Below are 20,138 nucleotides of genomic sequence, written 5' to 3'. Positions count from 1 at the left end.
AAAGAAGTGCATTTACAATTCCCGAAAGAATCAAAGCCTTATTCATTATTTCCCCTCAAGTCGTCTAGGATAGAAAACACTCTATATGGCCCTGATGCAAGGAAACCGGAAATAAGATTATACTGTTAGGGCGGGAACATGGCCTATTACAACAAGGCTAATCAAGACCACGACAAGGGTACCCAAAAACATAAACACAACCCCTACTAAAAAAAGAAATACAATTCAACCTATATAGAAAAATGCTTGTAGTATTAGCTTTTACATATAGATGACCGTTGGGTTCATTTTTCCATTCTCCTGTAGTCAACATAATTAGCTCAGGAGACACACTCCACTTTTTCCGTACAGGTCCAGTTCAGCTATGTTTGAAATCATACACTACTGCCAATAAAAGCCAGCAGAAGCCAGAGAGCACCAATTGGAAAAAAATAAAGAAGAAAATTTTTAACCGCGTATGCAGGTTCATTGATTCTCAAGCAATTTATAAAGCTCCATGTATTAACAAGCGTTGCTAAAGCTAATGAGAAAAAAGTAAACAAACCTGAAAAACGAAAAAAAATCCTACTATGCCATATATCAAATACTCTCAGTCCAAGCTCAAGCCCACTGAGAAGCCCAAACACAAGAGCAATTCCACAAAAAATAAGACTTACCTTGAATGATTTTGGCACAACATTTCTCCTTCATTCTAAAGCGCAGTTGAGCACAGGGTAACCCCGTGCTCAACCCAAATATGAAAAGGTTAAGTTATTTTTTATCTATCATTGCCCAGCAAAGTATAGGGAATGATATCCTTAACGGTATGGCCGATGCCTTCTCGAATGAACCTTCCAATCTTTTTCTGATTCATATTGCCCGTGTCCCAACGAGGAGCATTTGTATAGTTATAGGTTCCTCGTAGTTTTGGGTCTGTAACCAATTTGCCCGTATCACCATCATATATAGCTTCTCGCCCATCAGGATTCACAAATTTACGCTCTAGCTTCCCCCGGCCATTATCGTGAAATTTGTTTTGCCATGCAGGCATTTCTTCCCACCGGCTGCCAAATTTCCGGGCATCTTTCACATTCTCCGGCAGATAGTCATTTTTGGCATCTCGGTCCTCATAATGCCATTTAAAAGGTTTATCCTCTCCTCCAAAATAGTAGCTACTATTGTTGGCAAAGCGATCTTTATATCCATCTGCAAAAGCAGGTAAGCCGCTGGTCGGGTTCTCCTGCTCGTGCCCGGAACCAACCGTGTATTTCAGAATATCATCGCCTAACGCTTGAGAAAGATATTCCATTAACTGCGGCGTCTGCGCACTTAATGGAATGACGATCTCACCCGGCGTGACATGAGCAACTACCGTATCTTGCCCATGATTTTGGCCGTTAATTCCGATCTGATTGGCGGCTTTACCTTCTGCCGCTAGTGCTTCTGGCGGAGGATTATCATAGAGGTTTTGAAAACCTTGGCGGACCATATCCACATAGGCCGGATCTTTTTTCTTCCAATATCTGGGATCTTTCATCAGTTCGCGCAGACGCGTGGTTTCGCGTTCCTCATAAGCTTTGTTGAGTTTTGCCATTTTAATTTTCTCCAATAAAAAAGCGGCCCCTTCTTTCGCGAAAAAGAAAGGGCCGCTTTGGGTTATCCTGACGAGACGAAGGAGGGGGCACTTACACCTCTCCTGTTGACTCAATGTTGAAATAGCCTGAACTATTGATTTCGCAAGACACCTGAGAACAAAAGGTGAAAATAGTTCCGATTTTTCTTTCTGAGAGCGGGTATTTCATCAATTTAGTGAATTTAATCTGACAAGACCTGCTCCCGTCAAACTCTCAGCTTATCGTCAAATTATGTAGCCAAGTTTCATAATTTCGATCTCCAAAGCTCCCTCTCAATCCTTTATCGCCTTTTGGGCAAAGAACGCCCAAATTGCGGACTTCTTTTGGGGTGAGGCCATAGGCACGGCGAAATGCTCTTGAAAAATCACCCTCCCGCGTGAATCCCCAAGCATGTGCAATTTCATAAATTCGCTTCGTTTTCATCGTTGGGTCCACAAGTTCACGGACCGTTTTTTTTAAGCGGTAATTCCGAATGTAAGCTGCCACGCCGCCAAAGGGTTCAAACAAACGATAAAGACCTGAGCGAGAAACCCCCATATGCTGAACAATATAGTCAGGGGTAAGACTAGGATTTTGCAAGTTGGCATGTATAAACCGTTTAAGGCCTGTGAGCATCGCCTGATCAATAGTCATGCGGTCACAATCCTCAGGCAGACTGTTTTGATGACTATTGAGCAACCCTTCCGTCATCCGCAACAAAGGTGAAATAGACAAGGAGCCCTCTTGCAATGTCATTTGCGGAGCCATCTCGTATAGGCCAAACATCATTTGCTTAAACAAGCGCGCCAAAGGCTGATGGCCCTGTATCACCCTTTGGCCTTGGCTATCAGGGTGCAACAATTTTTTGCTGATTAAATCCCGAGGAACGACAAGGGTAAGGTTTTCATAATCACTGATGTAACTTGAATAATCCGTCGTTAAGTCATTGACCCAGACATCACCCGGTCTCGCGATCAATTGCTTGCCGTGATTATCATAATTCACCTGGCCGCGCAGAAAAATCTGGATCAAGTAATGATCAAGCGCATCATGAGAAACTTTTAAGGCAGAACGTTCAAAAGCCTGTTTTCGTGAAACACAATGGGCAATAAGTAGAGAGTTTAAGTTAAAGGTTGTTAGAGACGCATCGAAAGAGCGATCACTCTGGTTTTTATCTAGACTGACATCGAATAGAACACCAATACTTTGTTGCCACGTTTCAAAGCGATCCTTGTGGCTCAATCCGTTTGTATCAAAACGGGAAACGGGAATGCGTGAAATGTTAAAATGCTCTGCCATATCACCTTATTTAATGGATTTTGGTCAAATATCTAATCTAATAACCTTTTGTGCTATTTTTCAACCTAACACAATATAGCTTTGAGGTTAACCGCCTACGTGGTTGTTAAAAATTTCTGACAGGAATAACGATCATCCATCCACAAACAGGCTTCGTTAAAATGTTTTTCCATGATCGCACGCATGCCGGGTGACGAAGCTGGGGTTTCGTAGACAGACAAGCTCTCTGGACCATAAATCTCGCATTGCTTTAGAACAATCATATCCATACCCGCAAGCAACCAGCCACGCGGTTGCAATTCTCTTGTTACAAAGCCCGTGACGTAGTGGTGATAACCTTCTTGAGGGATAGATTGGCAATGTATCCAGCCCACTAATTCCCCATATTGACGAAGGGCGACGGACAACAACGGGTTTGACTCCGGTTCAAATAACGCAAAACGAGGCCAATCTGGGTTGACTTGTTCAGTTTCCATCAAAAGGGCTTTTTCACGTTCTTTTTCAGAAATATCAAACCATGGAGTTGCCGAAAAGCCATTCCTCAAGCAGCGTTTTACCATTGCTTTCCAATTTGCCCCCATGCGTTTGGGCCAATCACAATAAGCTGAAATCCTATGTTCAAGATGTTCAGGTTGCGACCAACCACAATGTTGCAAGAGAGAGACAACGGGGGTTCTATCCACCCTGTCACTGTAATGGGTTTCAAACTGCGTCATTTTTGCAGCCCGCGCACGATCTTCCATATGTTGTAGAAGAAGCGTGCCGATCCCCATTCGTTGAAAGGTTGCCACAACCATAATGGAAAGGAGCTGTGCTGCCCCTTTTTTCTTCAACTTTATAATCGCTAAACCGATCGGCATATTGCCGAGCAACACAACCGATGAAAGGACATTATCAGGTGTCTTTTCCTCGCCATTAAACCATCGCGCATACCGAGGATAAGTCAACTTGCAAAACAAAGGTTCATCAATCTGCATATTAACCGGACAGATGTTAAGCGCTGCCTTTATTTGATCAGGTGTCACCACAAGGTACCGGCAAGCCCGCAGCGATGAGTTCCAATTCATCGTCGGTCAATTCGTCATCATTTGCTGGGCTTTGTAGAAGGTCTAAAAAGTCTTCTTTTGTTGTCATACGAACGGCAACGGGGTCGAGGATAAAACCTTCACGCTTTCCCATTTCGATGACAGCTTCATTCAAGTCTTGGCGGTTGTCAATGAGCATCAATTCAGCCATCAATGCAGGTCGACCACGCAAGACACCGTAAAATTCTTTGCATCCTTGATCGATCATTTCATTCTTCCTTTTCTCTACGATTTGCGAAAAACAGCCCGTTTCCGACAAGCTAATTTATCAAGTCCATTCAATGGGGAAAATGAAAAACAAAGCAAAAAAATGTAATGCTAAAAAGTTGGGACGTAATGATAAAACCTATGGCGTGCTTAATGAGCAGAAATACGATTAAATGCTATAGATAGGAATTTTTATAATGTGCTGGCTTTGTTACTGTGTTTGTTAATTTCTTTCCTGCTTGATCAGTTTCTTCAAGAAGAGCCTTCGGCACACAGCTATAAAGTGACTTCATGAATTGAGATGACGGATCATTCTTCACAGAGCACCATTCCCATTGCTCATTTCGATACATCAGCTTATGCCCCCAAGGAACGCCTTGAGGCTTGGCAAGAAAATATGTCGGTCTTTTTTGATCTTTCGGCAACAGATGGCAGTCGATTACAAAAAGATATTAACGGGAAGATTCAGGTTTGCCATCTAGGAGAAGCCGTTTTAGGCATCACCAGTTCTGATCCCCAATTGTTTGAACGTCAGAATTCAAGAATTGCCTCTGATGATCTGGACCATATTCTCATTCAGCTCTATCTAGAAGGTCGCGCGTTGACCCAAGACGAAGAAGACATCCGTGCAGGCGATATGTTAGTCATTGATATGGATAAGCCAACAGCCATAAAAACCTCCACATATAAAAACCTAACTCTTGTTCTGCCACGTGTTTTGCAAACAGAATTGTCTGAGCTTTTGTCCAAAATGCATGGCAAAAAACTATCCGCAGAAAATCCTATGGTTCGATTTATAGGGGAGCATCTCAAGGTTCTCTGGCAAACCATACCTGAGATGAATTTATCGCAAGCCAACACAATGCTTGAAGGTACATTTGGCTTGATGAAGGGCTGGCTTTTACAAGAAAACCGGCAAAATGAGGCAACTTCAATCGAAGTCAGCGTGGCCGTGGGTAAAAGCATTCAGCGTTATATTGAAAAACACCTCAACGAACCCATTAATGCAGATAGTTTAACGGAACGTTTCCGTATATCGCGCACACAAATTTATCGAATTTTTGCGCCCTATAATGGTGTCGCACGCTATGTCTGGGAAAGACGCTTGTTAAAAAGTCGTCGCCTGCTCTCTCAGTCCAGCATGGATCACTTAACAATAGGGAGCATTGCTTATCAATGCGGGTTTTCAAGTGAATCGCATTTTAGCCGTAGTTTCAAAGAGCGTTTCCATATTTCACCACGTGATTTACGTTGCGAGATACACGGTTTCCGTTTGAAAAACTCTCGCCTCCCCGAAGAGGCAAGCTGCCTTCTTCCTGCATGGGTTCATAGTCTTCCTAAATCAGGCACCTTGAACGAAGTCATCCTGAAATAACCAGACAAAGGATTTGGAACCAACAGATAAAGCCATTCTCTTCGAAATCAAACAGAATGCGACCATGGCCCTTTTGTCTAACTCCAAAACGCTCAACAGAAAAACAGTGAATAGCCGCATTTTAGTTCCAACACATTATCAGACGCAAACCACCGAATGTGGCCTCGCCGCCATGGCAATGATTATGTCCCATTGGGGCCGACACGTCAGCCTTGACGAATTGCGTTTGGTTTCAGGTGTTTCAAGAGATTGTATTACAGCTGCGGATTTGGTCCGGGTCGCAAAACATTATAAGCTCCCCATTCGCGTCTTACGTAGGGAGCCGGAAGAACTCAAAGAGCTTGGCTTTCCTCTAATCGTCTATACGGACTTTATCCATTTTACTGTGGTCGAAGATATCACGGATGAAGGTGTGTGGTTGAACGACCCGTCTTCGGGACGCATCCTCATGGATAAAAGTAAGTTCAATGAGATTTTTAGCGGCATTACTCTTTCCATCACCAAAAGCGAAGAATTTAAAGAAGGTGGCGTGTACCTGAAGACCCAAAACAGGGTCGCAAACTTTTTTAAAGGAAAAGACCACTGGCAAATTGCCGGAAGTCTCGCTTTAGGCGTCCTCTCTTATCTGCCCCAAGTGGCTTTTGCCTTTTTTACCGGACATTTTTTAGCACAGCTCTTCAGCCCATCAGGCGAGGCACTCACAGAGTACGGCGTGTCATTTGCGGGCCTATCCGTGGCGCTATTTTCCCAAATTATCCTGCTGAAACTATCCGCAAAACAATCATTAAACCTTGAAATCAAAACTCTCAAAGAACGCCTGCCAAACCTTGCCAACCATTTGTTAAATCAGCCTTATGGTTTCTTTGTTTATCGCATTGCCTCAGTTTTGCATCAACGGATCTATAAACAGGAACGTGTTACACAAGTGCTCCTGCAGGAGTTTTTGGAGGCAACCGTTCATGGCTTAGGCCTTTTGCTTTTGCTGAGTAGCTTTTATTTTCTCGATCCCGTTGTTGGTTTTGTAGCCATTGCGATCACGGTTTGCTTTGGATCATTTCTGTGCCTTATGTCCAGCCGTGCAAACAAATGGGCGCGCCGATTTATTGAAATTCACAATACAATATGGATCAAACTTTCTCAGGCCCTTGAAAATTTTGAATCTTTTAAGACAAGTGGCGGCGACCAAGCCTTTTTCAAAAATCAAATGGGGACGTTTTCCCACAGATTGCTTGATCGACAAAAATCGGGGCTATACAGGAGCTTTGCAGAAGCGAGCAGTGATTTTTTCACACTCTTACTGGTTCTTTCCGTCTTTGCCTCATTCGCTTGGCTGGAGGGTGAAATGGGGACCTTGTTTACATGTTTATGCCTTGCGTTTGGAGTGCATAAACCGTTTCAAGCTCTGGCTAAATTGCAAGGGCAATGGATTTTTCTAGAACAACAACTGCCCCCCATTGATGACCTGATAAATCAACCAACCCCGAAAATGCGCCTAGATAACCCTGACTTTTCATTTACTCCCCAAGCTCTTGAGGCTTTGAGTGTGCAACAAGTCACGTTTGGTTTTACCAAGGTGAAACCGGCTCTGCTCCATGATGTCAGCTTATCAGTGAGGTCGGGGGAACAACTGGGTATTACAGGTCCGTCAGGAGGCGGAAAATCAACTTTAGCCGAAACCTTAATCGGCCTGCACCAACCGTGGACCGGGCAGGTTTATATTAACGGCTTTGCAGCCACTTCCCTTTCTCGCGAGCAACTGAGGCAACATATCGGCTGGGTAAACAAACATCCCTATTTCATCAAGGGGACAGTGCGTGAAAACATTACCCTATGGGACGAGAATATTTCAGATGCAGATATTCAAGCCGCAATTAAGGATGCCTGCTTGACCCAATGTTTAGCAAACTGCCCAGATGGACTAGACACAATCGTTGCGCCGCAAGGCGCAAACTTTAGCGGCGGTCAACGACAACGTCTTGAAATCGCAAGAGCCTTGGCGCGAAACCCACGTATACTCGTTCTGGATGAAGCAACAGATGGTCTGGACAGCGACCTTGAAACCAAATTAAGACAAAATCTGCGTGACCGCGCTATTACGCTTCTGATGATTAGTCATCGCGAGAGCACTTTAAATCGGTGTGATCGCGTTGTGCATCTTATTGACGGTACAATTCAACTAAAAGAAAAAGCTGAGAGTTCACAGGTTTCTGCTGTTTCTCCCTACTTGGAGGATGAAGAAGAATATGGACCAAGAAATAGGCAGAAAGGACATCATAGGGACTTAATCACAACCTTTTGTCTCGTCGGTCAAGCTCTCACAAAAAAGGAAGTCCTCCTCCCTCCGTCACCTGTTGCATTTAAACCGACACAAACAAATCTGGAATGCCTTGAAATTCTCGCGCGCTATAATGGCTTGCCCCTTCGGTATTTGCGTTTTATCTCCCCAAGCTGGTGGCAAATGGATCATGGTCCCCTTATCGGTTTTGATAAAAAAGAAGGTAAACCCATTGCAATCTTACCTGATCGAAACAATCGGTTTGAGGTTGTTGACCCGTCGACAAACCAAAAAATACCTCTCGGCCCAAAAGAAATAGAAAAGCTGGAAGATCAATTCGTCATGTTGCATGAGGGGTTTGAAAACAAACCAAAATCCCCATTTAGCTTCTTCTTCCATGGCTTTCATCAAAATGCTGATGATATCAGAGCTACCATAATAAGCTGCCTCGCCCTGTCTCTTTTGATGCTGACTTTTCCTGTCGCCGGTTATGTTTACATCAATGAAATCCTTCTTTTTGGTGAAACACAGTCAATTTATGCTTTTGGAGTGGCGTTAGGAGGGCTTGGGCTTTTTTATCTCTTCATACAAGCTTACCAGCTTATTGCGATCCACCGACTGGAAGGACGTATTGAAACCTTATCCACACAGGCTATTTACCAACATATGACACGTATCCGGCCTTTCTTTTTTCATAAATATAGCCCGGATGTTGTGACACGAAGCCTGCGGGCCCTGCCTTATATTCTTGATTATTTATCAAGCGGGTTTCTTCGCCGCCTTATCATGGGAGCAGGCGTCATATCAGGTCTTGGTGTCATTGCTGTTCTTGCCCCATCTTTATTTATTTACTACCTTACTCTGTTAGGGGGACTCACTTTTTATAGTCTGCACCTCGCACGTCAAAGCCTTTCAGGAGTAACTGACCAGTTATCACGTCGCATCGACAATGTTGAATTCATGCTGGAACTGTTAAAAAGCGCACCACGGCTCATTCAGAGTGGACGAGAAAAGGCTGCGCTTGAAGTCTGGAAAAAGGCGCGGTTAAAAGAGCTTTTCCATCTCGAAAAAAGCCGCAAAGCTGAAAATAACATCCATCAGTTCAATGATTTAATTTTATGGTTTGCGATCTTGGGCTTTCTGCCTGCCCTTACGATTAGAACGGATGCGTATGGGCCCGCGCATGTCTCAGCCCTTATGCTGGCTTTTATGTCCGCGACTTTCTGCCTGAAGGCCTGTCTATCTGCCTTGAATGACTTTGCCCAAACACAGCCTTTCTTCCAAAGGCTTAAACCCCTTGTGGAAGCACAGATTGAACCCCGTCGTCCGATCAAGACTTTTGACGACAAAATTGCACCAATTGAAATCAAAGGCGTCAGCTATACCTATCCGAACAGTAAATCTGCGACCCTAAAAAATGTTTCTCTAACAGTAGAACCAGGACAAATTGTCACGCTGGTTGGAAATTCCGGTTGTGGAAAGTCAACTTTGCTGCGGGTTCTGTTGGGCTTTTATCCGATAGAAAACGGCGAGATCATCCGAAGCGGTCTCAGCGATGATGAAATTGATCTCTCTTCATGGCGTGAAAAAGTTGGTGCCGTTTTTCAGGATGACCAGTTGGAAGTCGCCCAGACCATTCGCGGTCATATTATGGGCAACAGCTATTATACATTACCCGAAATTCGCGAAGCAGCGCGCCTTGCAATGTTGGAACGCGACCTGAATGCCATGCCGATGGGGATCCAATCCATTGTCGATTCAGAAAGAATTTCAACAGGACAGAAACAAAGAATATTGATTGCACAAAGATTGGTGCGCAAACCCATGTTGTTGATTTTGGATGAATCAACAAACGCCTTACCTGAAAAAATGCAGGCCGAATTATTCGCCAATATCCGCACATTGGGTTTGAGCTGCTTGCTGGTTTCACATCGTGAAAGTGCCATTGCAGCAAGCGACCGTGTCTTTCACATGCAAGATGGGCAAATCGTCTGGTCCGGCAGTCCACAAGGATATGATGCGTCCAGACTAGCTGATGATCCAATGGATATTTAATATGGCTTCCTTAAAACCGAAAAAACGACAACTCTTTCGTACACAAGCCCTCAAGTTTTTTGTTGGTGTATTTGGTGATAATAGTGCGCCCACTCTTCTGTTTGCATGGCCCAAATATATGGGAGCAATCGTTATCGCCTGCTGCCTATTTTTATCTATAGCCTGGCTTCGTTTTGCCGAACATCCGGTCCGTTTGGACATAACCGGTCAATTAAAGCCAATGGGCGACAATTTATATTGTTTTACGGCCCCCCATAAAAACCTGACATTTGATAAAATCAAAGATGCACAAGCAGGTGTTCTCTTTTTCGAGAAAGAATTTGTCCGTGCCAAAACCACTTCCTCTCCTTGTTCAACAAATGCAATCCCACTGCATTTGGAACGACAAATTAAACTTGTCGATAAAGAGGTACGGCTCTCCTTGACGGTTGGGTATGAGCCCTTCTGGTCCTTTTTTATAGGTAAATTCTATGAACATTAAGATTGAACGTCTAAGTCTTCCTGCGCCTGAGTTTACAAAACTGACCTATCCTCGTTACCGGGACCTTTTAACTTGTTCTTCGGCCGATCCGACTTGGGTGGAAGCAACCGGGGCATGGGACGGCGATAAACCTGTCGGGCTGGCCATCGTAAAACATATTAATCGCCTTAGTGAGGAACACGTGGCCTCTTCACGGCTTTCTTCCATTTTTGTTGATCAGGCTTATCGTCGTTGTGGTATCGCCTCCTCCCTACTCAAAGAAATAACGGCCTTATCTGAGCAAGCAGGCTCCAAAGAACTCATCACCTTTCATTCAAGCCGTACGCGCGCACGCCGGCAGTTTGAAACATTACTGGCTCATAATGGTTGGGAGGCCGCTGAATTAGCCGAGTTTCGCTTGGGTGCGCTAGCAGAATGTACCAATAAACTTGCTGAAAGCTGGGGGCCAATGATGAAGCGTTTAAAGCGCAACGGCTATTCGTCCAGTCCGTGGTATGAAATGTCACAAAAAGACCGTGCAGATGCAGAAGACGTTTCAAAGAAGGAAGTGACAAACCCTGTTTTGGATTTTCACAAGGCCGAACAATATAGCGACCCTTTATTATCACTAGCCTTGCGTCAACATGGCAAAGTCGTCGGTTGGGTTTTTGCAGAAACACCAGAAGATCAAAAACATCACCATTATACGGTTGGGTTCGTGCAAAAAAACTTGCAGAAAGCAGGCTGGCTTATCGCCGGGATCTTTGACGCCAGTCAGTTACAATTTACCCATTATGGCCCTAAATCTGTGACGCTTTATGAAACCTTGGGCGACAATACCCAAATGATCAATTTCATGAAAAAGCGCCAAGCCTTTGTCACCGAATGGATGGATGAACGTTTTATTAGCCGTAAAAAACTAAAGGCATAGCCCTAAGGACTGCGCCTTTAGCTCACGTTTTAAATTAGGTTTTCCAGGTTAACACTTCGGGGCGACATCATCTGTACCCGTGGTGTGGACACTTCCAGCAGCAATCAATTCCAGCTCCATATCTGAAAGTTCTTCAGGGTTTGCCGCGCGTGTAATAACCTCATTGATATGTTCCAAACCGGACATGACATCATCTTGCGTTAAGATAATTCCCATTTCTTTGCCCATGAGAACAACACGTGTACCCAATTCTTCGGGTGAAGAAATTTGTGCCAATTCAGTCATCAACGCCTCGTTTCCACGGACGCGGCTGTAAAAAGCAAGGATATTGTTATTCATAACTTTACTCCTTCAAGGGTTATCATTGTAACCCGTGCAAGACCCCGCAGACACAAGCTCAAGTTCCAGATCTGAAAGCTCATCACCTGTTACCGCTTCTTGAATAAATTCATCAATATGGGTTAGCCCCCATAAAGCATCTTCTTCAGAAATGGTAAAACCTAGCTCTTTACCCATAAGCACAACGCGTGTGCTTAGTTCTTGTTCGTTAGTAATTTGTGATAGCTCGTCCATCAACTCGCCATTGCCACGCACGTGGCTATATAGTGCAACGACATTGTCATTCATGGTTTTACTCCGTTAAAGTTAAAGCATTTTCATCCCTCACTGGTTGGTTTTATGATTTTGCCAACCTTTTTTATGCTGTCTTTGCTGAGGCCAGTTGTTTGAGCATGCGATCAAAACGATCCCCTGCGATAGAAACTGTATCCAGCAAATTTTCATCCAGCTCGTCAGCTAGAATTTCATCTGAATCGAGATTGGTATTCGCTTCACCATAGCCAAAGCGCCGCACCGTTCCGCGCAGACGATCTGCAAGAAAAAAAGACAAAGCCTTATAAAGCCGCATCCCAAAAAAGGGATCTGCCTCAATTCTGCTTTCAAGCAGGTCGTGAGAAAGCTGCAATACCATGCAATCGCCCTTGGCAATCACACTGGCAGATGGTGGCGCATTATCGACAAAAGACATTTCCCCGACAATTTCGCCGGTACCCAGTTCCGCAATAGGACCGATCTTGGCATCTTCAATTCTGAGAATGCCTTGAAGTAGGATAAATAAATCAGGATTGCCCACGCCTTCCTGAATGATAACATCACCATCGGAAATAGACTTTTTAGTACCAGCGCGGGCCATCCATTCCGTATCATTGTCGCTGAGCTGCCCCAGTATAAATAAAACTTTGCGCATCAAAGAGTTCCTTTGCCTATTTCCTAAACGAGTTGTCTTTTGGTGAGGTCCCGAAAAAGTCCGTCAACACCTACGAGTTCGTCATATCTCCCCTGTTGGACAATTTGTCCGCCATCCATCACAAGGATACGATCTGCATGCTGAATGGTTGAAAGCCTGTGCGCGATCACTAGGCGGGTCGCATTTAGGTTTGTCAGTGAATTCATGACAATTTCTTGTGAGGTGTTATCAAGGGCACTGGTTGGTTCATCCAGTAGCAAAATGCGCGGGCGATGAACCAACGCCCTTGCGATCATTAATCTTTGGCGCTGTCCGCCCGATAAGGTATTCACACCTTCCATCAAAACCGTATGCATCCCCATGGGCATGGCTTCGATATCTTTATCTAAGCCCGCCAATTTGGCAGCATGCCACGCATCATCAATCGTCAAAGAACTTCGACCGACAATATTGCTTAGAATGCTGCCTGTTGTGAGATGAGCATTTTGCGTCACGACCTTGAGCTGCCTTCTCAAAGAAGACAACTCTATATTGCTAAGGGGTGTGCCATCATAAAGGATTTCACCTGTGCTGGGTTTTTCAAACCCCAACATCAAACGTACAAGGGTTGACTTCCCACTTCCCGACGCGCCGACAAGGGCGACAAACTCGTTGGGTTGAATGGACAGGTTGATATTATTTAAAACCTTTGATCCGCCTTCCTCATAACGAAAAGAGAGATGACTAACTTCAATGGCACCATTTAGCTCGTCTGATGTTTTGTCTTCTTGTTCTGTCTCACTAGACGCCTCTATCAAAGGATGGACACGTTCAAATAATGGAATAACTTTCAAGCTTTTGGTGAGCGATGTTACCAAAGCTGTCATAGCTGCCATAAATTGCCCAAAGGCAGCATTGAAAGCGACAAAATCACCCGTCGTCATAGCCCCTTTATCCAATTCAACATCAGGGTCCACGATGGCTTCAAGCTGTAATTGAATGGCGTCATCCCCCAGAAAAACGGTTGCGGCAATAAAGATTAAACCAGTCGCCAGCACGGGAAAAACCGCTTGAAAGATATCTTGTAAATTGGTGAAATATTGAGCTTGAAAAAAACGTTTCTTCTGCTGGGTAAAGTAATGTGCCCATCGGGCATAGGCCCGGGTTTCCGCACCGGCAATACGCAGCTTTGTAATCCCACTGAGAAGCTGAACAATAAAGCCTTCTGCCACACCTTGATGGGCGATGCGTTTCCTCTCCTCACTCAATTGTCTCATGCCCAACCATACCGTCACACTAAGGGAACAGATCACTAAGACAATCGCAACAAAGGCAAGCTTCCAGTTATAATAAAACAGGAGCAACAAACTCAGGACAGAAAAGGATACACCCAACAACCCCTGCACTGTTGAACCCGTCAAAACTTGGCGAATAGTCTGTATCCCCAAAACCCGATCAGTTAAATCACCTGCTGTATATTTTTTAAAGAAAACAAGGGACAGATTTAACAGACGATCAAATAAAGCGGCCTGCAGGTGTAAATCCACGCGACTTTCTGCACGCAACAGCGATATGGCTTTGACAATTTCAAAACTACACGCACCAAGGGCAGCAACCACCAATGCCAACACGATCTGAATATGTTGCCCCATATCTGCGCGTGGAAAGGTGCTTTCGATCAAAACACCTGTTAAAATTGGTGTTAAGGTTGCAAGTAAACCGCCAAACATTCCCATTAAGGCAAGCATACGAAGGTCACTACCGATACTAGGCAGTACAAAACGGATAAGTCCTTTTAAGGTATGCATCCCTTCGGGTAAGGGGCGGTATAGCATCTCGGCTTCACCATAGATTGTTTCTTCCATGGCTTGCGTGCACGCAAGGTACTCTTTTGTTTTGGGGTTATAGGCCTCATACCCCCCTTTTGAAGTGGGTAACAGTGCAATCGGTTCGCGCGTATCTTCCGTATAGGCGAGCAGGGGGCCGACATCCTGATGGGTCCATCCCGGCGTTAAAATAACTTTTCGGGTACGAAGACGATATATCAAGGCGAGGTCATCAACTCCATAGCGGCCTTTCGTATTTTTCAATCGTCTTGGTGTTTGGACTGTGGGTATTTTTAAATATCTGGCAACTTTTAAAAACGCTATATGCAGTGCGCCATCACTAGGTAATTGTTCATGTTCACGTTGCAAATCAGGCCTTATAACGCCAGCCATATTCATAACGGCATTTTCTATGGCTTCCCGATTTGATTTTTGTAATTTCTGATGTTGCGCAAGTGAGGCAACTTCCAAATCTTGAATTTTTTGGCTGATATAGTGCTGAAACAGGCACATAACACCAAAAAGCAAAGACCGTAACCCGTCCCCCTTTATTAAGTCTTCCGTCTGTTTTGTGGTAATCAGAACGGGTTTGTTCGTTTCCAGCCACAAGCTATTGGATAAAGGCAAGCAGTGCCCGCTCAATCTTGTGTGTCCAAACAAGCAAAGATGATCTTTTTCATCACAGCATCCCCATAACAGATCCCGTGAACCTGAAAAAGCCGCGACGTCTTTATATAAATCGCTTTTCCGCCCCGCCTCTAAACGAGTGATCATTTCTGTGCGACGTTTTGGCAAGGATTGGGAAAATAACCCTTCGATAAATCGATTGATCGTGGCACTTTGGAATTTAAGGTTCTGCTTTTGAAAATTATCTAAAGAAACATTTTCCAGCACCTCCGTTCCGGTCACGCCAACAGCGATTAAACTGAAACAATCGTCTTGAAAGCCTGTTTTCTTATCTTCTAAGCCGAACAGCATCTCACCGGCTTCTGCGCGATACAAGGGGTGGCGCTGTCCATAGGGGATACCCTCTTTTACACGGATGGCAAATACATCAACGCTGCCCTCCTGGATAAAAGTCACCTTATTTAGATCATTTAAGAGAATGGGTGTATTCGCGCCAATGCTTCGATAGTGTCCGGCGAGTTCTGTCGTATCAATATGCAGAGCGTTAACATGAGTCATGACGCCAACCCCTCAGCGCCAATGAGGCGTTTATATTCACCATCTTGCTGTATCAGATCATCATGAGAACCGCGTTCAACAATGCGCCCGTACTTTAAAACGATGATCTCATCACAATCGCGAATAGTTGATAAACGATGAGCGATAATAAGACAGGCGCACCCACGCCTGCGTAAATTGTCATCAATAATTTTTTCTGTCGCGGGGTCCAGCGCGGATGTTGCTTCATCCAAAACCAGTAAACTGGGATCACTTACGAGGGCACGTGCAATTTCAATGCGTTGACGTTGTCCACCTGAAAAGTTTAATCCCCCCTCGTCAACAAGGCTTTCATACTGACCGGACCGGGCCATAATATCGTCATAAATAGCGGCATCTTTCAAGGCACGTGTCAGGGCGGAATCACTGATATGGTCATTCCATAAGGTTAGGTTGTCACGCACACTGCCCGCAAAAAGAAAGATATCCTGATCCACATACGCAACAGAGGAAGAATGGATTTGACGCGGGATATCTTCAAAGGCCCAACCATCTATGGTTATCTCTCCTTTCCACGGGGCAACAACCCCGGCAACAAGTCGACCAATCGTTGACTTACCGCTACCTGACCCCCCAACCAAGGCTAATCTGGACCCCGGCTTGAGAGAGAGGGAAATATCTTTAAGCAAAGGGGCGGACATCGGGTTATAACCATATTCGATATTCCGCACTTCCAGCGCCCCGCTTAAAATCGCCGGACCTTTCCAGCCTTGGGTTTCTTCTGGTCCTAAAATCCGTTCAACAGGATGGGCACGAATATCTTCAACCCTCGCCAAGTCCCCCTTAATTCGTTGAATTTGTCCACCCAGATTAACCAAGGCCGCGATTGGTTTCATAAAGCTAAGCATAAGAGACTGGATCGCGACAATCGCCCCAATAGAGAGACTACCGTCCATGACCCTGAGCCCGCCCAACCCAAGGATAGAAGCCGTGGTCAGGGAGTTCATCAACACAGGTACAGCAGAAAGAACGGCAGAGGACTTTCCCAATTTCAATTGTGAGAACAACATGCTGGCCTGATAGCCTGCCCATTTACTAAAAACTTCATTTTCTAGGCCGGATGCTCTCAATGTTTCAGCGGATCGAATGGCAGCAACAGTTGCTCCTGCCAACTTGCCGCTTTCTTGTAGCAAGCTGCGGCTCGCATCTTCGCGTTGGCGCTCTACCGCTTTTAGGGCAATAATATTGACCCCCGCCAACAAAAATGCGACTAAGGCCAACCAGATATCAAAAATCGCAATGGCTAACCCATAAAAAAGGACGGTAGACAGGTTCAACACATTTGTTGCCAGTTGTCCGGATAAAAGGGTAGCCACTCGATCATTGGCGGCCATTCTGTCACTCAGGTCACCAACATGGCGTTGCTGAAAGAAGCTGATCGGCAACTGTATCATGCGCCATAAAAAGGTAGAGGCAAGCGACAGCGATAACTTGGTTTCCATACGGAGCAAATACTTCTGCTGCAGCCAAGTCAAAATACCGCGCAAAATAGCAGCAATCGTTATGCCTATGATTAAGGGGACGAGCCAATCCTCTTTCTGAGAGACTAAAATATGATCGACAAATATCTTCGCAAAACCTGCAATCGCGATCCCCGGGATCACCAGAGCAATGCTGCTGACCAGAACAAACGCGACGGCTTTTCTGGATCCCGTGAGTAAATTTGAAAGGACACTAACAATACCCGGTAGGCGTTTTGTTTTTTTAAATTCACTCGTTGGTTCAAAGGCTAAAACCACCCCGGTGTAGCAAGCTTCCAACTCACTTATATCCAGCTTCAACGGACCATGAGCTGGGTCATTGATAAAAACCTTGTCACCAATGATACCTTCAAAAACGACATAATGCTTGAAGTTCCAATGTAAAATCGATGGGACGGGTAAGTCATATAACCCATCAATATCCTTTTTAAAGCCTTTCGCCGACAAGCCATAGCGCCGTGCGCCTTTTAAGAGATTACTCGCTTTACTTCCATCGCGCGTTACCCCACATGTGACACGCAATTCTTCCAAAGAAATCCACGCCCCATAATAAGCCAAAATCATTGCTAAGGAGGCCGCACCACATTCAACAGCACCCATTTGCATAATCGTTGGCGTACGCACACGTTTGCGCTCATTCAGGGTTTGCTTAATTTGTGTTAGCACTCCCCTCATCAGTCAGCCCCAATTTCGGCTATAAACCCAATGCCGGTGTGTCTACGCACAAAAGGTATAATCAGGTTAATCGGCGCTTGCTCCATGACCGTTACCTCTGCTTCCAATGTCGTCCCGGCAGAGATCAGAACATTTGGCCCTGTACCGGACGTCCATTTAAAGCCACTGCTCGTGTTGTCACGAACCAACATCACCCGGGCAGCATACGGCGCACCATCTCGGGAATATTCACTAACCAACTCTTCATTTTGTAAAACGGTGAGCATCCCGCTCTTGGTCGCCGGAAAGGCCGAAATTTCCTGAACCTTACCGATAATGGTGCCAAATTCTTCTTTTTTTATCGTTGAGGGAGAAATACGGACTTCCATCCCCGAAGACACTTTTTTCCCGTCTTTTGTTGGGATATATAACACAGCTTCAAGTGCAGTACCCGCTGTTGCGATACTGACGAGTGCGTCTCCCGCTTGAACAACTTTTCCTTCAAAGACTTTAAGCTCTGTCACACGGCCAGAAACGGGGGCCAGTACCTCACCGTTCAATTCCAGTTGAGATTTAATCTCGCGAATGCGCCGTTTGCTTTGAGCAATACGCTGATCAATACGCGTAATTTCTTTCGCATGTTCCGATTGTAACGATAGGCTTTCAGCTTGCAGTTCTAAAATCCGGTTTTGCGCCTGACTTAAATCTTGCTGAACCATATTAAATTCTGTTCTGATTTCCTCAACCTTATCGCGCGGAAGAATACCCTTCGCTGCCAAGGTCTCCCGTTTTGACAACGTATCTGCCAGATAGGAAGAACGCTGCCGTGCGGCCTTTACTATTTGGTTTTGCGCCTCGGTCTGTTTATTAGAATTATCTTCTTTGAGTTTGAATTCATTTTCAAAAATTTGTTGGGTTTGGCTTTTTTCTGCACGGCGTTCCTTTAAGGTTTCAAACGCGCTTTTCAGCTCATCATGCAAGTTAGACTGTTCGATAACAGCAATGAGCTGGCCTTTTTCGACTAGGTCATTTTCTTGAACATTCAGCTTCAGAACGGTCCCCTGCGATTGGCTCATCGCATCAAGCACACGTCCATCCTCACTGACCAAAATGCCAAGGCCGCTAACTTCTTCCGGAATTTTTCCAAAGACACCCCACAGGGTAATAAAGAAAAGAAGACTTAAAAGCGTCATCAAGACGAGCCAACCCAACGGGTCGGAGACCGGAACAAGACGATCCAATTGCTCAGGAGAAGATAACCTCTCGAGAGCCGCTTTTCTAAATATCTGCCGTTTTGGCTGGATCGCCATTTATTCTATCTTCCATGCAATTCCTTAGCAGAAGATAGCAGAAAGCAAAAAACAGCACTTTGTCTGAGCGTCCCATATTTATGTACTGAGTTTATACAGCCATATATAGATTAAGCCTTATATACCTCTATCTATGTTAACCAAAACCGCAACTAGACAAAAGGTGTTCTCCAGTTTTAGGGAACGGGTCCACTGATGTCCCCCGCCCATTTCTGGTTTGATCCCGTTGTTGTAAAATCCCCATCCAACAGGTTTGGTGCAACATTGAAGTTATGATCACTGTCGGTCGTTTTCTTGAAGGCATGTGTGCGTATCACTTTGATATTATTATCCTTCATCAAACGGGCAACACGTTTTTCACTGACTGTAAAGCCGAGGTCGCGTAATTCATCAGTCATGCGTTTACGTCCATAAGATTGGTAAGTTTCTTTGTGGATTGTGCGGATGTTGGTCAATAAAACCAGATCATCACGTTGCCGCTGTGACATAGGACGTTTACACCAATCATAATAACCGCTTGGGCTGACATTGAAGGCTTTGCACAGCAGGTGAAGCGGATGTTTGGCCTTCTTCGCATCAATGAACTTGAACCTCATCGCTTTTGGCTCGCAAAGAAGGCCGTCGCCTTTTTTAATATCTCCCGTTCCTCCTTGAGAATGCGGTTTTCTTTGCGAAGACGGGCAAGTTCCTTGTGAAGGTCATCATGCGGACCTGACATTAAATCATCATGTTTATGTTTGGCGACCCATTTGTTCAGCGTGGACATGCCAATGCCAAGATCGGCAGCAACTTGTTTGCGGGACAATCCACTTGTTAAAGCAAGCTGGACAGCTTCACGTTTAAATTCATCAGATTTTTTGAGACTCATTATTTCCTCCTGTAAATCTCAATTTAACAGAAGGTGCTCTCCAGTTTTAGGGGGCAGGTCCAGATCGACACTGTCTCCCGTCAGCCTTAGTGGGACAAATTAAGAGAGTTGCATAACCAAAAAAAATGGTGGGAAAATCTCATAATTTTCCCACCTTACTTTGTTTTAAAACTACACGACTTTAATCCCAATTGGTTGCAATTACATTATCCAGTTGAGTATGAAGATCTGTTGAAAGTTCATTCTCCCCAAGTGCGGGAGGTTCAAAACT

The 20,138-nt window shown here is 44.9% G+C and carries 17 protein-coding genes; 4 read left to right on the top strand and 13 right to left on the bottom strand.

Going from position 1 to position 20,138, the window contains the following annotated elements:
* Positions 1–374: 374 nt before the first annotated feature.
* The 5 genes from ACN0VA_RS17555 to ACN0VA_RS17535 all read right to left on the bottom strand — a co-directional run bounded on the left by ACN0VA_RS17555 (position 375) and on the right by ACN0VA_RS17535 (position 4,184).
* Positions 375–674 (bottom strand): hypothetical protein, encoded by a 300-nt coding sequence (locus ACN0VA_RS17555; RefSeq protein ID WP_417822421.1) that lies wholly within the window; start codon positions 672–674, stop codon positions 375–377.
* Between the two features lie 83 nt (positions 675–757).
* The gene (locus ACN0VA_RS17550) at positions 758–1,573 is read right to left on the bottom strand and encodes a hypothetical protein (protein ID WP_417822420.1); all 816 of its coding nucleotides are present in this window, start codon (positions 1,571–1,573) and stop codon (positions 758–760) included.
* A 253-nt stretch (positions 1,574–1,826) separates the two neighbouring features.
* Positions 1,827–2,834 carry a helix-turn-helix domain-containing protein gene (locus ACN0VA_RS17545; RefSeq protein ID WP_417822419.1) on the bottom strand — a complete coding sequence of 336 codons (1,008 nt, stop codon included), beginning with the start codon at positions 2,832–2,834 and terminating at the stop codon, positions 1,827–1,829.
* A 152-nt stretch (positions 2,835–2,986) separates the two neighbouring features.
* Positions 2,987–3,916 carry a GNAT family N-acetyltransferase gene (locus ACN0VA_RS17540; RefSeq protein ID WP_417822418.1) on the bottom strand — a complete coding sequence of 310 codons (930 nt, stop codon included), beginning with the start codon at positions 3,914–3,916 and terminating at the stop codon, positions 2,987–2,989.
* Positions 3,906–4,184, bottom strand: a complete 279-nt coding sequence (locus tag ACN0VA_RS17535) for a hypothetical protein (RefSeq protein ID WP_417822417.1) — start codon at positions 4,182–4,184, stop codon at positions 3,906–3,908. The genes ACN0VA_RS17540 and ACN0VA_RS17535 overlap by 11 nt, the downstream gene beginning before the upstream one ends.
* 300 nt (positions 4,185–4,484) lie before the next feature.
* On the opposite strand from ACN0VA_RS17535, the gene ACN0VA_RS17530 reads away from it, so the two are divergent.
* The 4 genes from ACN0VA_RS17530 to ACN0VA_RS17515 all read left to right on the top strand — a co-directional run bounded on the left by ACN0VA_RS17530 (position 4,485) and on the right by ACN0VA_RS17515 (position 11,279).
* Positions 4,485–5,558: a helix-turn-helix domain-containing protein gene (locus ACN0VA_RS17530; protein ID WP_417822416.1), complete on the top strand. Its 1,074-nt coding sequence runs from the start codon at positions 4,485–4,487 to the stop codon at positions 5,556–5,558.
* Positions 5,559–5,622: 64 nt separating this feature from the next.
* Positions 5,623–9,888: an ATP-binding cassette domain-containing protein gene (locus tag ACN0VA_RS17525; protein WP_417822415.1), complete on the top strand. Its 4,266-nt coding sequence runs from the start codon at positions 5,623–5,625 to the stop codon at positions 9,886–9,888.
* Position 9,889: 1 nt separating this feature from the next.
* Entirely contained in the window at positions 9,890–10,369 is a 480-nt protein-coding gene (locus ACN0VA_RS17520; protein ID WP_417822414.1) for a hypothetical protein, read from the top strand.
* Positions 10,359–11,279: a GNAT family N-acetyltransferase gene (locus ACN0VA_RS17515; protein WP_417822413.1), complete on the top strand. Its 921-nt coding sequence runs from the start codon at positions 10,359–10,361 to the stop codon at positions 11,277–11,279. Before ACN0VA_RS17520 ends, ACN0VA_RS17515 begins: the two co-directional genes overlap by 11 nt.
* Before the next feature lie 48 nt (positions 11,280–11,327).
* On the opposite strand, the gene ACN0VA_RS17510 is transcribed toward ACN0VA_RS17515, so the two are convergent.
* The 8 genes from ACN0VA_RS17510 to ACN0VA_RS17475 form a co-directional block, all read right to left on the bottom strand.
* Entirely contained in the window at positions 11,328–11,618 is a 291-nt protein-coding gene (locus tag ACN0VA_RS17510) for a hypothetical protein (protein ID WP_417822412.1), read from the bottom strand.
* 12 nt (positions 11,619–11,630) lie between these two features.
* Complete coding sequence (locus ACN0VA_RS17505; RefSeq protein ID WP_417822411.1) at positions 11,631–11,906, bottom strand: hypothetical protein; 276 nt, start codon at positions 11,904–11,906, stop codon at positions 11,631–11,633.
* A 70-nt stretch (positions 11,907–11,976) separates the two neighbouring features.
* A complete protein-coding gene (locus ACN0VA_RS17500; protein WP_417822410.1) occupies positions 11,977–12,525 on the bottom strand; it encodes a cyclic nucleotide-binding domain-containing protein in 549 nt (182 codons plus the stop codon).
* A gap of 23 nt (positions 12,526–12,548) precedes the next feature.
* Positions 12,549–15,515, bottom strand: coding sequence for an NHLP bacteriocin export ABC transporter permease/ATPase subunit (locus ACN0VA_RS17495; RefSeq protein ID WP_417822409.1), 2,967 nt, complete (start codon positions 15,513–15,515; stop codon positions 12,549–12,551).
* Entirely contained in the window at positions 15,512–17,701 is a 2,190-nt protein-coding gene (locus tag ACN0VA_RS17490; RefSeq protein ID WP_417822408.1) for an NHLP family bacteriocin export ABC transporter peptidase/permease/ATPase subunit, read from the bottom strand. Before ACN0VA_RS17490 ends, ACN0VA_RS17495 begins: the two co-directional genes overlap by 4 nt.
* 8 nt (positions 17,702–17,709) lie before the next feature.
* A complete protein-coding gene (locus ACN0VA_RS17485; protein ID WP_417822407.1) occupies positions 17,710–18,999 on the bottom strand; it encodes an NHLP bacteriocin system secretion protein in 1,290 nt (429 codons plus the stop codon).
* Between the two features lie 176 nt (positions 19,000–19,175).
* Positions 19,176–19,595: an IS3 family transposase gene (locus tag ACN0VA_RS17480; RefSeq protein WP_417822406.1), complete on the bottom strand. Its 420-nt coding sequence runs from the start codon at positions 19,593–19,595 to the stop codon at positions 19,176–19,178.
* Positions 19,592–19,867, bottom strand: a complete 276-nt coding sequence (locus tag ACN0VA_RS17475; protein ID WP_417822405.1) for a transposase — start codon at positions 19,865–19,867, stop codon at positions 19,592–19,594. Before ACN0VA_RS17475 ends, ACN0VA_RS17480 begins: the two co-directional genes overlap by 4 nt.
* Positions 19,868–20,138: the final 271 nt, after the last annotated feature.

The organism is Terasakiella sp. (assembly GCF_048267425.1).
In the GTDB taxonomy this organism is placed as follows: Bacteria; Pseudomonadota; Alphaproteobacteria; order Rhodospirillales; family Terasakiellaceae; genus Terasakiella.
The sequence above is the reverse complement of the archived record's forward strand: the minus strand, read 5'-3'. Positions and strand labels throughout refer to the sequence as shown.

Bases quoted from the DNA above. Each gene is read 5' to 3' on its own strand.
- ACN0VA_RS17550 (WP_417822420.1), bottom strand. From the start codon at position 1,573: ATGGCAAAACTCAACAAAGCTTATGAGGAACGCGAAACCACGCGTCTG.
- ACN0VA_RS17510 (WP_417822412.1), bottom strand. From the start codon at position 11,618: ATGAATAACAATATCCTTGCTTTTTACAGCCGCGTCCGTGGAAACGAG.
- ACN0VA_RS17525 (WP_417822415.1), top strand. From the start codon at position 5,623: ATGGCCCTTTTGTCTAACTCCAAAACGCTCAACAGAAAAACAGTGAAT.
- ACN0VA_RS17475 (WP_417822405.1), bottom strand. From the start codon at position 19,867: ATGAGTCTCAAAAAATCTGATGAATTTAAACGTGAAGCTGTCCAGCTT.
- ACN0VA_RS17535 (WP_417822417.1), bottom strand. From the start codon at position 4,184: ATGATCGATCAAGGATGCAAAGAATTTTACGGTGTCTTGCGTGGTCGA.
- ACN0VA_RS17530 (WP_417822416.1), top strand. From the start codon at position 4,485: ATGACGGATCATTCTTCACAGAGCACCATTCCCATTGCTCATTTCGAT.
- ACN0VA_RS17505 (WP_417822411.1), bottom strand. From the start codon at position 11,906: ATGAATGACAATGTCGTTGCACTATATAGCCACGTGCGTGGCAATGGC.
- ACN0VA_RS17520 (WP_417822414.1), top strand. From the start codon at position 9,890: ATGGCTTCCTTAAAACCGAAAAAACGACAACTCTTTCGTACACAAGCC.
- ACN0VA_RS17480 (WP_417822406.1), bottom strand. From the start codon at position 19,595: ATGAGGTTCAAGTTCATTGATGCGAAGAAGGCCAAACATCCGCTTCAC.
- ACN0VA_RS17500 (WP_417822410.1), bottom strand. From the start codon at position 12,525: ATGCGCAAAGTTTTATTTATACTGGGGCAGCTCAGCGACAATGATACG.
- ACN0VA_RS17495 (WP_417822409.1), bottom strand. From the start codon at position 15,515: ATGACTCATGTTAACGCTCTGCATATTGATACGACAGAACTCGCCGGA.
- ACN0VA_RS17515 (WP_417822413.1), top strand. From the start codon at position 10,359: ATGAACATTAAGATTGAACGTCTAAGTCTTCCTGCGCCTGAGTTTACA.
- ACN0VA_RS17485 (WP_417822407.1), bottom strand. From the start codon at position 18,999: ATGGCGATCCAGCCAAAACGGCAGATATTTAGAAAAGCGGCTCTCGAG.